Genomic DNA, 15,067 nt, shown 5'->3' on the forward strand with positions numbered 1-15,067 from the left:
TCCCAGCGTGTCGTCATGTCCCGGCGTGGACGCCCGCGACAAGCGCGGGCATGACGCGCTGCAGAGGGTTTTTAACCGGGATTCCATGCCCTGTGGATGGGGTTCTCCTGCCGCGCCTCATTTGAGAAAGACGTAAATGTCGACGTCGACGCTGGCGTCGTCGCTTTTAAAATCGGTCAGATATTCCTCGATGATGAGGTCTTTGGTGTCGAGGCCCTTCTCGTCGAGATAGGCGGCGATCGCCTCATAAGTGGCGTCGATTTCATCATAGGCGCCGCGATGCTGGAATTTGAGCGCTTTGCCGGCGGGAGACGCGCCGATCTCCACGCCCTCGGGGAGCTTCGCCTTGCCTTCCGGCGCGGCGGCGAGCGGCGCCATGGCCTCGAAGGAAAACCCCGCATCGTCGGTCTTGGTGAAAACGGCGATCGGCCGGCCGTTGGCCGTCAGCCCCGCCTTGGCGACGGCGCCGCTGAGCTTTCTCAGCGCCTCGGAGAGCGTCTTGGCGGCGTCCTCCCATTTGCCCTGCCCTTTCATCACGACGGCCGGACGCGCATCCACGTCGATGGTCTCGCTGATGACGGCGGGCGCGAGGTCCGGGGTCGCGGGCTTGGCCGCTTCGGCCTTGTCGTCGGGCTTGGTGGCCTCAGGGGTCGCGGGCGCCGTCGCGGCGCGCGAGGCGGGCGCCTCATCTTCCTCGGAGCCCGCCGGCAAGAAGCGCCTTTCGGCGAGAATAGCGGCGGACACGACGAGCAGCGTGAAAATCGCCAGCGCCCGCCAATGGGTGCGCAGGCTGTCGATCAGACCGGGTTCCTCGTCCATCCTCGAAGCGTCCTTTTGGAGATGCGGTCTCTCATGACCGCTTCTTGCGCGAAATTGCGACGGGCGTCGGGCGGCGCAACTGTGGCGCTAGAGCGGCGCAGTCTCTATATACCGGGCGCGTCCCGATGGAAAAACCAATGCGCCATCCGCTCGAAAATCTTCCGATCCTGCGCATGAACGGCGCCGGCAATGAAATCCTCGTGCTCGACCTGCGCGGGCGCGCGCATGTGCTGGCGCCGCGGGAAGCCCGCGCCATCGCCGCCGCGCCTGGCTTGCGCTTCGACCAGCTCATGGCGCTGCACGACCCGCTCGAGCCAGGCGACGACGCCTATATGCGCATCTACAATATCGACGGCTCGCTGTCGGGGGCCTGCGGCAATGGCACGCGCTGCGTGGCCTATGCGCTGGCGCGCGAGGGCAAGGAGCGGCTCTCGCTCGCAACCCAGGCCGGCCGCTTAGAGACGCGGCGCGAGGCCGAGACCGTCTTCACCGTCGACATGGGGCGCCCGCGGCTCGACTGGCGTGAGATTCCACTCGCCCGCGCGGCCGACACAAGCGCTGTTGCGCTCGATCCACCGGTCGCGGGCGCGCCGGCGCAATTTTCGGCCGTCAGCATGGGCAATCCCCATGCGATTTTTTTCGTCGCGGACGCCGCGGCGATTGCGCTCGAAGATCTCGGCGCGCGGCTCGAACATCACCCGCTCTTTCCCGAGCGCGCCAATATCTCCTTCGCCCAGATCGTCGCGCGCGACGATATTCTCCTGCGCGTCTGGGAGCGCGGCACGGGCGCCACCAAGGCCTGCGGCTCGGCTGCTTGCGCGACTCTGGTGGCGGCGGCGCGCGCCGGTCTCACGGATAGACGCGCGCGCGTGCGGCTGCCGGGCGGCGACCTCTATATCGAATGGCGCGCCGACGACCATGTCATGATGACGGGGCCCGTCGAATTCGAATTCGAGACGCGCCTGACGTCAGCGCTATTCGAAGGCGCGGCGTGAGCGCGCGGGCGCCGAATGTCGAGGTTCTCACCTTCGGTTGTCGGCTGAACATGGTCGACTCCGAAGAACTCGCGCGCCAGAGCGCGAGCGATACGGTGATCGTCAATACCTGCGCGGTCACCAATGAAGCGACGCGCCAGGCGCGGCAGGCGATCCGCCGGCTGCATCGCGAGCGTCCGGAGGCGCGCATTGTCGTCGCGGGCTGCGCGGCGCGCATCGATCCACAGAGCTTCGAAACGATGGAAGGCGTTTCGCGCGTCATCGCCGAACAGCCGGAAAATCGCGCACGCGCCGCGGAAGAAGGCACGCGCGGCTTTCTCGCCGTGCAGAATGGCTGCGATCACAGTTGCACTTTCTGCATCATCCCCCTCGGGCGCGGCGCGGCGCGCTCTGCGCCGCCGGATGAAATCATCCGGCAGGCGCGCGCGCTCGTGGAGAGCGGCAAGCAGGAGATCGTGCTCACCGGGGTCGATCTCACGAGCTACGACGCAGATGGGTTGAAGCTCGGCGCACTCGTGCGAAGGCTGCTGCGCGAATTGCCGGAGCTTGCGCGCCTACGCCTCTCGTCGATCGACTGTATCGAAGCGGATGACGATCTCCTGATCGCCATGCGCGAGGAAGAGCGCCTCTGTCCGCATCTGCATCTTTCCTTGCAGGCGGGCGATGACCTGATCCTCAAACGCATGAAGCGCCGCCACGCGCGCGCGGACGCGATTCGTTTCTGCGACGCGCTGCGCAAGGCCCGCCCCGATATCATCTTCGGCGCGGATTTCATCGCGGGCTTTCCGACGGAGACCGACGAGATGTTCGCGCAGACGCTCGCGCTCGCCGAAGAATGTGGGCTGACGCATCTGCACGTCTTTCCCTTCTCGCCGCGCCCCGGCACGCCGGCGGCGCGCATGCCGCAGGTGGCGCGCGAGATCGCGAAGGAACGGGCGGCGCGCTTGCGCGAAATTGGAGAACGCGCGCTCGTGCGTCATCTCGATGCACAACGAGGAAAGACGCTGCGTTTCTTGACCGAGCGCGGCGGCGTGGCGCGGGCGGCGGATTTCACGCTGGCGCGCACGCCCGGCATAGAAGCGGGGCGAATGATCGATGCGCGCGTTACCGGGCATGACGGGAAAGCGCTGAACGCAATAACCAATTTTTCAGCAGCGAATTTGGAGCACAACCATGAGCGAGTGGCTGGACAATCTCATCCCGTTGAAGGTCCCGCCCCTCGAGCATGAGCAACTCGCTGGCTGGCGCCCAACGCGAAAGGCGGCCGAGGGCCTCGGGTGCCGCCTGCTCGCCGACCAGCGCATCGAGGTGGAGCCGGGCGTCTCGCTCTCGGCGGACGTCTATATCCCACGCACACCCGGCCGCTATCCGGCGATTGTCCAATGCGCCGCCTATACGCGCGAGCTGCACACGGCCGGCGTTCCCACCGGCAGCAATGAGATCGGCTGCCCACCCGTTTTCACCGGTCGCGGATATGCGCAAGTGGTCGCCACGCGTCGCGGCATGGGGCGCTCCAATGGCGAGGCGGGCGTCTTCCTCAACCCTCAAGATGTGGACGACATTGAACGCTGCATCGCCTGGGCCGCTGCGCAGCCCTGGTGCGACGGGCGCGTCGTTATGTTCGGCACGTCTTATTATGGCATGACGCAGCCTCTGGTGGCGGTGCGCCGGCCGGAGGCGCTGAAGGCCTTCTTCTGCAACGAAATCTGCACGGATTACTTCCGCCATCTCCTCAACTTCGGCGGCGTGTTCAATCTGTTTTTCTGCAATCTCTGGATGGGCGCCAATTTCACGCCGGCCCTATTTTCCCTGCGCGTTCCGCCGATCGTTCGCGCGCTTCTGAGCCACGTCACGAATTCGCCCTTGAAGCGATTCTGGCAGCCGTTCCTGATGAAACGGGCGGACGCCCTGTTCTGCAGCTTCATGGCGAAGACGCCGGCAAAACCCGTCCGCGAATGGTACGCCAACTGGATGCTCGACGCGAAGTCGCGCGAGACGAGCACGCTTGCGCCCGGCCCCTCGAAGGAGTTAGGCCGGATCGATATTCCCTTCGTCGTGGTGCAAAACCTCGGCTACTTCAATTTGCACCAATATGGCGCCTACGACCTCTTCCAGAACGCCGCGACGCCCTCCGACCGCAAATGGATGATCCTTGCGCCGCCGCGCTACGAACTGCCGGTCTACGCCTGGCAATATGAAGCGCTCGCCTTCTTCGACCATGTGCTCCATGGCGCCGACAACGGCTATCCCGGCCAGCCCCCTGTGCGCTACTGGCTGGAAGGGGCGGAGCGTTTCGAGGGCGCTGCGAATTTCCCCGTGCCGGGCGCAGTGGCGCGGCGCTTTTTTCTCGCCCCCAATGGGCCCGATACAGCCACCCATCTGCTGACGGAAACCGCGCCGGAAAACGGCGGTGAAAGCCGTTGGGCCGCCGTGCCCCTGGGCCTACCGTTGCTCGGCGGCTTCGACGAGGTCGCGAACCAGATCCTCACCTTCGAATTGCCGATCGAGCGCGCGACGCGGCTTGCTGGCCCCGTGTCTCTGCATCTCTCCTTCAGCTCGAATGAAATCGATTCTTACGTCGTCGCCCGAGTGGGGCGCGTCGCGGCGGACGGCGGCTATCACTTGCTTTCGCTGGGCGCCATGAGCCCCGCGCGGCGCCTGCGGGATTCCGCGCGCGACACTGCCTGCGAGATCGTGCACGACACTTCGGCGCCCATGCCTCTCGAGCCGGGCGTCCCCGTCGACCTCGCCTTCAGCCTCACCCCCGGACCTACCGAGCTTCGACCGGGCGATCGGCTGCGGCTGGATCTCGCGAGCCGGCTGGACCTGCTGCGCAGCAATGTCAGTAACGGCTATGTGCATTTCGACTTGCCGGGGCCGCCCTATCTGGCGCGCAATACCTTGCACTATGGCGCGGGCAGCTACCTCACCTTGCAAGAAACCCCGGCGATCTAGGGAAGGACCCCCAAAACGAAAAAACGGGGCCGCGATTGCGGCCCCGCTTCGAGCTTGTGTTTGGGGTTGTTTCTTAGAAGCCGGCCGTCTGGTCCGTCCCGCGCGTCGTCGAGCCGACGCTCGAGCCCGCGCCCGCCTCTTCCCAATAGGGTTTCGAGCCGAAATGCTGATGCAGGCGCGACTCCCAGTCGCGATCCTTCCAGCTTTCCTCGGTGTATTCGGGCGCGCTCTGCAACTGGTCGGCCGTGACGTTGGTCACATAGCCGCCGAGATTGGTGTCGTATTTGAACGCCTTCCACGGCAGAGGATGCTCGCCTTCGCCAATCCCGAGAAATCCGCCAAAGGTCATGATCGCGTAGCGGATCACGCCGGAAACCTTGTCGATCATCAGATGGTCGATCTGGCCAATCTTGTTGCCGGAGGGATCATAGACGGCCGTGCCTTCGACATTTTCGCTCGAAATGAGATTATTGCCCTGTGTCGCCATTCCCATCGTCGCCTCCTGGAAGCCGTCGAACCCTTTGGTTCGTTGAGCCTTGAGAACAAATTGACGCCGCCAATGTTCCGCTCGTTGTTCAAGAATGCGTCGTCGCGCGCGGGCTCATCGCGAGCGCCGCGCTATCGCGGGACGGCAAAACAGTTTAAGGCAAGCCGAGCCTGTAACGCGGCGTTAATCAGGACAAGGAAATGAATTCGGAAATCACCGTCGGCTGGGAAGTCCTGGGGATCATCTGGATCAACATCCTGCTCTCCGGCGACAATGCGATCCTCATCGCCCTCGCCTGCCGCCAATTGCCGGTGACGCAAAGGCGCTGGGGCGTGTTTCTTGGCGCGCTCGGCGGCGTTCTCCTCCGCGTGATCTTCACGCTGCTCGTCGTGCAGATCATGAGCGTTCCGTTTCTGAAAGCCTTCGGCTCGCTACTGTTGCTCTTTGTCGCCGTAAAGCTACTGATCGACGAAACAGAACATAGCGACGTCAAGGCGAAGCCCAATCTCATGGGCGCGGTGACCTCCATCATCATGGCCGACGCCGTAATGTCGCTCGACAATGTGCTGGCCATCGCCGCCGCCGCGCATGGGTCGACCTATCTCGTCGTTTTTGGCCTGGCGCTTTCGGTGCCGATCGTGATGTTCGGCGCGGGATTCTTGCTGCAAGTGCTGGAGCGCTTTCCTGTTCTCGTCTGGGCGGGCGCAGGTTTGCTCGGTTGGGTCTCCGGCGAAATGGCGGCGTCCGATGCGGCCGTAATCGAGCGCCTGCACGGCGCCGATCACGCAACGATCGAACAGGCTTTGGCGATCGGCGGCGCCGCTTTCGTGCTGCTCGTCGCCTTTGGCGTGAAGGCCTATCGGCAATGGCGCGAGGACAAGCGCGATCAGGAAAAGCAAAAGGGCTGAAGTCGCTCCTCAGACTGCTGACTTAGCGGTTCGGTGTCATTCCCGACGCTCGCGTAGCGAGCGATCGGGAATCCAGAGCAAAGGCGGCTTATGATGGCTCTGGATTCCCGATCGGGCCTTTGGCCCGTCGGGAATGACACGCCCCAACGCGAGCTGTTCAAACGGAAATGGTATAAGGCTCTTCCCGCGGAGCGAGCAAAGCTCGCGTCTCGAAGGACGAGGCCGCCTTGGTGTTTGGCGCCGAAGCGAGGGCTCGCCCTCGGTTCAGCCCCTCAGGCCTTGCTTGGCGACCGGCTGCTGCGGATCGATTTGCAGGGCGCGCTGATAGGCTTCCTGCGCCTTGCCGCGATTGCCGCTCTTGTCATAGGCGACGCCGAGCCAGGCCCAGGCAAGCGCGCTCTTGTTGTCGACGTTCAGCGCGGCGTTGAAGTCCTCGATCGCCTTGTCATATTTGCCCAGTGCGACAAGGCTCTCGCCACGCGCCTGATAGGGAGCGGCGGCGAAAGGATCGCGGTCGATGGCGTTGTCGAAATCGGTGACGGCGCGCGCATTGTCGCCGTTCTTCTGGTGGATCAGCCCGCGCGCGTGGAAGGCCTGCGCATTTTCGGGGTTGAGGCGGATCGCCGTGTCGAGATCGGAGCGCGCCAGATCGAGATTGCCCTGCGCGCGCAACAGATTGGCGCGGCCGATATAGGCCGGGGCGTGATTCGGGCTGACCTGGATGGCGTGGTCGAAATCGGCGCGGGCGAGATCGCTCTGTCCCATTTGCCGGTTGGCCAAGGCGCGATTGGTGAAGGCGGCGGCGTTGTTCGGGTCGAGCTTGATCGCCTGTGAGAAATCCGCGATCGCCTCCTGAAAACGGCCGACGCGGGCATAGGCGACGCCGCGCGTATTATAGGCCTCGGCGCTCGATGGGTTGCGCCGGATGACCTCGGAAAGCGAATCGATATTCACCGACGCGGCTTTGGGATCGGTGTCGGCGATCTCGGCGATGCCGCGCCCCGGCGGACGAATGCCCGTCGCCGTCTCGCATCCGGCGAGCGCCAGAGCAGCGAACGCCGCGCCGCTCAGCAGCAAACCACGGAAGAGAGGACACAAGCGAACCGACGTCGCCGTGAGGCGGAAGCTCATGCCTGAAAATCCTCTCGACCGTCTCTTATCTGGAACTTGGCCAATTCTTGCCGGACGCAGCTAAAAAAGCGTCTCGATAGGGCAGGAATTCGACAGGCTCAGCGGCCGGTGGCCTTGGCCTTCACCGGCAGCAGGCCTTCGCGCTGCAGCTTCTTGCGGGCGAGCTTACGGGCGCGGCGAACGGCCTCGGCCTTCTCGCGGGCGCGCTTCTCGGAGGGCTTCTCATAGTGGCCGCGCAGCTTCATCTCGCGGAAGATGCCTTCGCGCTGCATCTTCTTCTTCAGCGCCTTCAGAGCCTGATCGACATTGTTGTCGCGAACGAGAACTTGCACGAAACCATCCTGCTGGTTGGGGCCGCCCGCGGGATTGCCGTGAGCCTGTCCGAAATGGGAATAGGTCTCCGGGCGCTGACGGAGCGCCTGACCCGTAAGCAGGGGACATAGCAGAGTTGGCGGGCGCTGTCCATGCCCGAGAAAAAGCAAAATGGCGGTTAGAGCGCCTCGGGCAGCTCGCGCCACGAACGCTGCGGAACTCCCCTCTCCCGCATGCGGGAGAGGGTGGCCCCTGCGTGAGCAGGGGTCGGGTGAGGGCCGCCCTCATCCGACCCTCGCTGACGCGAGGGCCACCTTCTCCCGTAAACGGGAGAAGGAGAGCGCATCCTCTGCTCGAAAAGCAGCCCTTGTTCTTATCAGGCGTTATATTATAACATCAAGCATGACCGACGCGACCCAAGGCCACCGCCACGCCCATGACCACGCGGTCCTGCGCGCGCAAGGGCTTGCCCAATCGGCGGACCGCGCGCCCCCCGCGCGCGCGTCGCTGCTCGAAGCTTCAGCCCTCGCGCGTCTTTCCGGCGTTTCGCTCGTCATCGCCGCCCTTTGGGCCGGCGTTTATTGGGCGCTCCATTGAGGCGCATGGCGTCGCCGGGGCCGATTCGCCTCGTCAATCTCACGCTCGGCTATGACCGCCGCCCCGCCGTCCATCACCTCGAAGGCGAGATCGCGCCCGGCGCCGCGCTCGCCGTCTGCGGCCCGAACGGCGCCGGCAAATCCACCTTGCTGAAAGCCCTCGCGGGCCTCCTCCCGCCGCTTGGCGGGCGCATCGAGCGCGGCGGCGCGACGGCGCGGGAGATCGCCTATCTGCCGCAGCTCGTCGACATCGACCGCTCCTTCCCGATCAATGTGCGCGATTTCGTCGCCATGGGCGCCATGCGCCGCGTCGGGCTGTTCGGACGTCTCCACGCCGGAGAGCGGGAGCGCGCCGCGCAGGCGATCGACCGCGTCGGCCTCGCCGGCATGGAGGATCGCCCGATCGACACGCTTTCCGGCGGCCAGATGCAGCGCGTGCTGTTTGCCCGGCTCATCGTCCAGGACCAGCGCGTGATTCTGCTCGACGAGCCCTTCGGCGCCATCGACGAAGCGACGACCGACGATCTCCTCGGCCTCATCGCGCAATGGCGCGGCGAGGGACGCACCATCGTCGCCGTGCTGCATGAGCTCGATCTCGCCCGCCGCGCCTTCCCTGAGACCCTGCTGCTCGCCCGCGAGCGCATCGCCTGGGGCGAAACCGGCGCGGCGCTCTGCGCCGAAAACCTCGCCCGCGCGCGGGCCATGTCGGAAGCCTATGACCGGCAGGCGCGCGAATGTCTGAGAGACGAAGAAGCGGCTCATGCTCACTGAGATCCTTGTCGCGCCCTTCCTCGACTATGAATTCATGCGCCGCGCGCTCGTTGGCTCGCTGGCGCTTGCCGTTTCCGGGGCGCCGCTCGGCGTGTTTCTCATTTTGCGCCGCATGTCCCTTGCCGGCGACGCGCTCTCGCACGCCGTGCTTCCGGGCGCGGCGGTCGGCTATCTCGTCGCGGGCCTCTCACTGCCGGCCATGACCTTCGGCGGGCTTGTCGCGGGGCTCGTCGTCGCCATCGCCACAGGCGCCGCCTCACGCTTCACCACATTGCGCGAAGACGCCTCGCTCGCCGCCTTCTACCTCGTCTCGCTCGCGCTGGGCGTCGTCCTGGTGTCGCTGAAGGGCTCGAGCGTCGATCTTCTGCATGTGCTGTTTGGCTCGGTCTTCGGCCTCGACGATTCGGCGCTCGTCATGCTCGCCGGCGTCTCGACGCTGACGCTCGTCGCTCTCGCCGTCTTCTATCGCGCACTCGCCATGGACACGCTCGACCCGCTCTTTTTGCGCCAGACGAGCCGGCTCGGCGAATTCATCCCTTTCCTGTTCCTCGGCCTTGTGGTGCTCAATCTCGTCGCAGGCTTTCAGGCGCTCGGCACGCTGATGGCCGTCGGCCTCATCATGCTGCCCGCCGCCGCGGCGCGGCTCTGGACCCATGAGCTTGCCGTCGCTCTGCCGCTCGCCGCCGGCGTCGCGGCGGTCTGCGTCTATGCGGGCCTCGTCTTTTCCAACGAGACGGGCGCGCCCACCGGCCCGGCGATCATTCTCGCAGCCGGCCTCGTTTATTTCGCTTCGCTTATTTTTGGCTCCGCCGGCGGCGCGCTGCGGCTCAAGCGGCCGCGCCGGCATCTCGAAGGATGACATTCATGCTGACACGCCGCGCCTTTGTCGCCGCCTTCGCCGCTGCGCTCGCGGTCCCGGCTTACGCGGGACCGGAGAGCCTCCCCGTTGTCGCAAGCTTCTCGATCATCGGCGATTTCGTCCGGCAGGTCGGCGGCGATCGCGTCACGGTGACGACGCTCGTAGGTCCGGACGGCGACGCCCATGTCTATCAGCCCACGCCAGCCGACGGCCGCAAGATCGCGCAGGCCAAGCTCATTTTCGTCAATGGCCTGGGGTTCGAAGGCTGGCTCGAACGCCTCGTCGCCGCGGCCAAGAGCAAGGGAACTATCGTCACGCTCGGCAAGGGCGTCGCCGCCCGGCCCGGCGAGGAGGGAACCGACCCGCACGCCTGGCAGGATGTCGCCAACGCCAAGGTCTATGTCGCCGAAATGCGCGACGCGCTGGCGGCCGCCGATCCGGCAGGCGCCGAGGCCTATCAGACGAACGCCGCCGCCTATCTCGCCAAGCTCGACACGCTCGACGCCGAGATCGTCAAGGCGCTCGACGCCATCCCCAAGGAGCGCCGCCGCGTCGTCTCAACGCATGACGCCTTCGGCTATTTCTCGGCGCGCTATGGCGTCGAATTCATCGCCCCCCAGGGCGTCTCGACCGAGGCCGAGGCCAGCGCCCGCGACATCGCCCGCATCATCGATTCCGTGAGGCAACATAAGGTCGGGGCGGTGTTTTTGGAGAATATCGCCGACCCCCGCCTCGCCAGGCGCATCTCGGCCGAGACCGGCGCGAAGATCGGCGGCACGCTCTATTCCGACGCCCTCTCCGGGCCCAAGGGGGACGGCGCGAATTATATCGACATGATGCGCCACAATGTTAGAGAATTGACCAAAGCCCTGGCGCCGTAGGCTTCCCCCTCCCCACCCCTCCCCCACTTCGTGGGAGAGGGAGCAGACGGCGGCCTTCATGACGTTCCGCCCACCCCGATCGTGAGCGTCCCCTCTCCCGCCTAGCGGGGGAGGGACAGGGAGGGGGCGACAGCATTTGGAGCACGCGGCGTTGACCGACAAAATTCCCGTTACCGTCATCACCGGCTATCTCGGCGCTGGCAAGACGACTCTCCTCAACCGCATCCTCACCGAGCAGCACGGCCGCCGCTACGCCGTCATCGTCAATGAATTCGGCGAAATCGGCATCGACAACGACCTTATCGTCGGCGCCGACGAAGAAGTCTTCGAGATGAACAACGGCTGCATCTGCTGCACCGTGCGCGGCGATCTCATCCGCATCATCGAAGGGCTCATGCGCCGGCGCGGCAAATTCGACGCCATCATCGTCGAGACCACCGGCCTCGCCGACCCCGCCCCCGTCGCCCAGACCTTCTTCGTCGACGCCGATGTGAAGGACGCGGCGCAGCTCGACGCCGTTGTCACGGTGGCCGACGCCAAATGGCTGAGCGAGCGCCTGAAGGACGCGCCGGAAGCCAAGATGCAGATCGCCTTCGCCGACGTCGTCATCCTCAACAAGACCGATCTCGCGACGCCGGAGGAGCTCGAAGAGACCGAGGCGCGCATCCGCGGCATCAATCCCTATGCGAGCCTGCATCGCGCCGTGAAGGCCAATGTGCCGCTAAAGGCCGTGCTGGAGCGCAACGCTTTCGATCTCGACCGCATCCTGCAGATCGAGCCGAATTTCCTCGTGGCCGAGGAACATGATCACGACCATCATCATCACAATGATCACGATCACGAATGCGGTCCCGAGTGCGATCACGACCATGAGCATCATGCGCATGCCCACCACGATCACGATCATGAGTGCGGGCCGGAGTGCGAACACGAGCATCACCATCATGACCACGACGGCCACGGCCATCTGAAGGCGATCCACGACAGCGAGATGCAGTCGATCTCGCTACGCCATGCCGGCGAGGTCGATCCCGAGCGTTTCGTGCCCTGGCTCAACGAGCTGGTCCAGAAAGAGGGGGCGGACATTCTGCGCTGCAAGGGCATCGTGGCCTTCAAGAACGAGCCGCGCCGCTTCGTCTTCCAGGGTGTTCACATGATCCTCGACGGCGATCTCCAGCGCGAATGGAAGGACGGTGAAAAGCGCGAGTCGCGCCTCGTCTTCATCGGCCGCAAGCTCAAGGAAGACGCGATCCGCAAGGGTTTCGAGGTGGCCGTCTCCTGAACCACCCGTGACTGAATCCAGAGCAAACACGACCGTCTCCGCCTTCTGATACGAGATCCGCTTGATTGGTTCGCTGTCATTCCCGACGCTCGCGAAGCGAGCGATCGGGAATGACACGCTCCCGATGCGAGCTGTTCAAATTGCAATGGTTTGATAGCTTGGGTGGCGTTGCCGCCTTGCCCTCGGCCCCTAAATCCATCCGGAAGCGGCGCGCCAGCCGCGCCCGGAGCCGCCATGCTGAAGCGCCTGTTGGAGCATTATCTGTTCCTGTCGCGCTGGCTGCTCGCGCCCTTCTTCATCATGCTGACGCTCGGGCTCTTCGCCCTAATGGTGAACGCCGGGCGCCATCTCGTTTCGATCGTCACGTCTCTGGGCTCGACCAGCGAGGACAGGGTCATTCTCGAGCTGCTCGGCCTCATCGACCTCACGCTCACCGGCGCGCTGGTCATGATCGTGACGATCTCACTCTATGAAAATTTTGTTTCGGGCGTTCCGGCGACGTCGCGCGAAGGCTGGCCGAGCTGGATGGGCGGCATCGACTTCACGCAGTTGAAGCTGAAGCTGCTCACAACGATTGTCGCCATCTCGGCGATCAAGCTCCTCGAAGTTTTTATGGACGTGCCGAAGCTGGACGAACGCGACCTGAATTACTACATCGCCATTCACATCACCTTCGTGGTCTCGACCTTCCTCTTCGCGTTCTCCGACAGGGTGACGATCTCGGGGCAGGCGGAAAAGAAGACGTCCGACGAGACCGGGCCGAAGAACGGGGCTTGAAAGTCGTCATTGCGAGCGAAGCGAAGCAATCCAGAGCCACGCCTCGGCTCTGGATTGCTTCGTCGCTACGCTCCTCGCAAAGACGACGCGCGTTCCCCGTTGACGCCCCAGGAAAAACCCGCCTAGTACCGCCATGGCATCTACGACCCCACCCCTGCAAAGCGCCAAGCCGCTTTTTTCCTACCGGAAATATTGGGCGCATCGCTTCGGCGTCGCGCCCTTCCTGCCCATGTCGCGGGCGGAGATGGAGGCGCTCGGCTGGGATTCCTGCGACATCGTCCTCGTCACTGGCGACGCCTATATCGACCACCCGAGCTTCGGCATGGCGATCGTCGGACGCCTTCTGGAGGCACAAGGCTTTCGCGTCGGGATCATTTCGCAGCCCGATTGGCGCGACGCCTCGGACTTCAAAAAGCTCGGCAAGCCGAACCTCTTCTTCGGCGTCACCAGCGGCAATATGGATTCGATGGTCAACCGCTATACGTCGGACCGCCGCATCCGCAGGAACGACTCCTACACGGCGGGCGGCGAGGGCGGCAAACGGCCGGACCGCTCGGTTATCGTCTACGCCCAACGCGCCCGCGAAGCCTTCCCCGAGACGCCCATTGTGCTCGGCGGCATCGAGGCCTCGCTGCGCCGCATCGCCCATTACGACTATTGGTCCGATAAGGTGCGCCGCTCCATCCTGCTCGACGCCAAGGCAGACCTGCTGCTCTACGGCAACGCCGAGCGGGCGCTGGTCGAGGTCGCGCATCGCATCGCCAAGCGCGGGCTGGCGCAGGATTTCTCCGACATTCGCGGCCTTGCTTTGCTGCGCGACGCCACGCCCGAAGGCTGGGTCGAAGCCTCGGCCGAAGATATCGACAGCGCCGACGAAGGGCGTCTGCGCAAGGACGATGCGCGCAGCGGCGCCGATGTCGTCATCCGCCTGCCCGCCTACGAACAAGTATCGAGCGACCCGGAAGCCTATGCGCGCGCTTCGCGCGTGCTGCATAAGGAGAGCAATCCCGGCAACGCCCGCCCGCTGACGCAGCGGCACGGCAACAAGGACGTCTGGCTCACCGCGCCGCCCATTCCGCTCACCACAGCGGAGATGGACGCCGTCTACGACCTGCCCTTCGCGCGCGCGCCGCACCCCTCTTACGACGGCGCCAAAATCCCCGCCTGGGAGATGATCCGCCATTCGGTGACGATCATGCGCGGCTGCTTTGGCGGCTGTTCCTTCTGCTCGATCACCGAGCACGAAGGCCGCGTCATCCAATCGCGTTCGGAAGCCTCGATCCTCAAAGAGATCGAGATCATTCGCGACAAGACGGAAGGCTTCACCGGCATTATCTCCGACATCGGCGGACCTACGGCCAATATGTATCGCATGGCCTGCCGTGACAAAGAGACAGAGGCGCTGTGCCGGCGCCCGTCCTGCGTCTATCCCGACATTTGCAAGAACCTGAACACCAGCCACGACGCGCTGATCGAACTCTATCGCAAGGCGCGCGCGCTTCCGGGCGTGAAGAAGGTGATGGTGGCTTCCGGCGTGCGCTACGACCTCGCGGTGAAAAGCCCGGCCTATATTCGCGAGCTCGTCGAGCATCACGTCGGCGGCTATTTGAAGATTGCGCCCGAACATACGGAAAGCGGCCCGCTCTCCAAGATGATGAAGCCGGGCATCGGCTCTTACGACCGCTTCAAGCAATTATTCGACGCGGCGGCGCGCGCGGCGAAGAAGGAATATTACCTCATCCCCTATTTCATCGCGGCGCATCCGGGCACGACGGATGAGGACATGATGAATCTGGCGCTATGGCTGAAGCGCAATAAATATCGCGCCGATCAGGTGCAGACCTATCTGCCCTCGCCCATGGCGCTGTCGACAGCCATGTATCACTCGGGCTTCAATCCGCTGAAACCCGTGCGGCGCGGGGCGTCCGAGCAAGTCGACGCGGTGAAGGGGATAAGGCAGCGGCGCCTGCACAAGGCTTTCCTGCGCTATCACGATCCCGAGAACTGGCCGATGCTGCGCGAGGCGCTGAAAGTCATGGGCCGCGCCGACCTCATCGGGCCCGGCAAGCATCAGCTCGTGCCGAATTGGCAGCCCAAAGGAACCGGCGAGGGCGGCCCCTCTATTAGGCGCGGAGCGTCAGGCGAGCGTAAGTTCCTCACGAAGGGCGTCGCCTATCGAAAGCCGGCCGTCAAATAAATAATCACCGCCGTCATTGCGAGGAGGCGGAGCCGACGAAGCAATCCAGGGCCGCATCGCCGCCCTGGATTCACAAATAGCTGTCGTCATTTTGTCA

At 64.6% G+C, this 15,067-nt stretch carries 14 protein-coding genes and 1 pseudogene; 11 read left to right on the top strand and 4 right to left on the bottom strand.

Going from position 1 to position 15,067, the window contains the following annotated elements:
* Positions 1-117: 117 nt before the first annotated feature.
* The gene (locus tag JJT62_RS16545; RefSeq protein WP_202073884.1) at positions 118-819 is read right to left on the bottom strand and encodes a GyrI-like domain-containing protein; all 702 of its coding nucleotides are present in this window, start codon (positions 817-819) and stop codon (positions 118-120) included.
* 137 nt (positions 820-956) lie between these two features.
* Between JJT62_RS16545 and dapF the strand changes: the two genes are divergently transcribed.
* Genes dapF through JJT62_RS16560 form a run of 3 tightly spaced genes read left to right on the top strand, consistent with a single transcriptional unit; the run spans position 957 to position 4,769 of the window.
* Entirely contained in the window at positions 957-1,814 is an 858-nt protein-coding gene (gene dapF / locus JJT62_RS16550; RefSeq protein WP_202073885.1) for a diaminopimelate epimerase, read from the top strand.
* On the top strand, positions 1,811-3,043 hold the full coding sequence (locus JJT62_RS16555) for a MiaB/RimO family radical SAM methylthiotransferase (protein ID WP_370568573.1): 1,233 nt from the start codon (positions 1,811-1,813) through the stop codon (positions 3,041-3,043). The genes dapF and JJT62_RS16555 overlap by 4 nt, the downstream gene beginning before the upstream one ends.
* Entirely contained in the window at positions 2,988-4,769 is a 1,782-nt protein-coding gene (locus JJT62_RS16560; RefSeq protein WP_202073887.1) for a CocE/NonD family hydrolase, read from the top strand. Before JJT62_RS16555 ends, JJT62_RS16560 begins: the two co-directional genes overlap by 56 nt.
* A 73-nt stretch (positions 4,770-4,842) precedes the next feature.
* On the opposite strand, the gene JJT62_RS16565 is transcribed toward JJT62_RS16560, so the two are convergent.
* A complete protein-coding gene (locus tag JJT62_RS16565; protein ID WP_370568574.1) occupies positions 4,843-5,262 on the bottom strand; it encodes a PRC-barrel domain-containing protein in 420 nt (139 codons plus the stop codon).
* Between the two features lie 194 nt (positions 5,263-5,456).
* Between JJT62_RS16565 and JJT62_RS16570 the strand changes: the two genes are divergently transcribed.
* Positions 5,457-6,164, top strand: coding sequence for a TerC family protein (locus tag JJT62_RS16570; protein WP_202073888.1), 708 nt, complete (start codon positions 5,457-5,459; stop codon positions 6,162-6,164).
* Between the two features lie 264 nt (positions 6,165-6,428).
* Here JJT62_RS16570 and JJT62_RS16575 read toward each other — a convergent pair whose 3' ends face one another.
* Positions 6,429-7,295: a tetratricopeptide repeat protein gene (locus JJT62_RS16575; RefSeq protein WP_202073889.1), complete on the bottom strand. Its 867-nt coding sequence runs from the start codon at positions 7,293-7,295 to the stop codon at positions 6,429-6,431.
* Between the two features lie 113 nt (positions 7,296-7,408).
* A pseudogene (gene rpsU, locus JJT62_RS16580) lies at positions 7,409-7,627 on the bottom strand (30S ribosomal protein S21); the annotation flags it as partial.
* Between the two features lie 382 nt (positions 7,628-8,009).
* Here rpsU and JJT62_RS16585 point away from each other — a divergent pair.
* The 7 genes from JJT62_RS16585 to JJT62_RS16615 all read left to right on the top strand — a co-directional run bounded on the left by JJT62_RS16585 (position 8,010) and on the right by JJT62_RS16615 (position 14,970).
* Positions 8,010-8,204: a hypothetical protein gene (locus tag JJT62_RS16585; protein WP_202073940.1), complete on the top strand. Its 195-nt coding sequence runs from the start codon at positions 8,010-8,012 to the stop codon at positions 8,202-8,204.
* Between the two features lie 5 nt (positions 8,205-8,209).
* Positions 8,210-8,974, top strand: a complete 765-nt coding sequence (locus JJT62_RS16590; RefSeq protein ID WP_202073937.1) for a metal ABC transporter ATP-binding protein — start codon at positions 8,210-8,212, stop codon at positions 8,972-8,974.
* Complete coding sequence (locus JJT62_RS16595) at positions 8,964-9,833, top strand: metal ABC transporter permease (RefSeq protein WP_202073890.1); 870 nt, start codon at positions 8,964-8,966, stop codon at positions 9,831-9,833. Before JJT62_RS16590 ends, JJT62_RS16595 begins: the two co-directional genes overlap by 11 nt.
* A gap of 5 nt (positions 9,834-9,838) precedes the next feature.
* Positions 9,839-10,714, top strand: coding sequence for a metal ABC transporter substrate-binding protein (locus tag JJT62_RS16600; protein ID WP_202073891.1), 876 nt, complete (start codon positions 9,839-9,841; stop codon positions 10,712-10,714).
* 151 nt (positions 10,715-10,865) lie between these two features.
* Complete coding sequence (locus JJT62_RS16605) at positions 10,866-11,996, top strand: GTP-binding protein (RefSeq protein ID WP_202073892.1); 1,131 nt, start codon at positions 10,866-10,868, stop codon at positions 11,994-11,996.
* Positions 11,997-12,230: 234 nt separating this feature from the next.
* Positions 12,231-12,773: a YqhA family protein gene (locus tag JJT62_RS16610; RefSeq protein WP_202073893.1), complete on the top strand. Its 543-nt coding sequence runs from the start codon at positions 12,231-12,233 to the stop codon at positions 12,771-12,773.
* Positions 12,774-12,906: 133 nt separating this feature from the next.
* Positions 12,907-14,970: a YgiQ family radical SAM protein gene (locus JJT62_RS16615; protein WP_202073894.1), complete on the top strand. Its 2,064-nt coding sequence runs from the start codon at positions 12,907-12,909 to the stop codon at positions 14,968-14,970.
* Positions 14,971-15,067: the final 97 nt, after the last annotated feature.

Source organism: Methylocystis sp. Sn-Cys (assembly GCF_016745395.1).
Lineage (GTDB): Bacteria > Pseudomonadota > Alphaproteobacteria > Rhizobiales > Beijerinckiaceae > Methylocystis > Methylocystis iwaonis.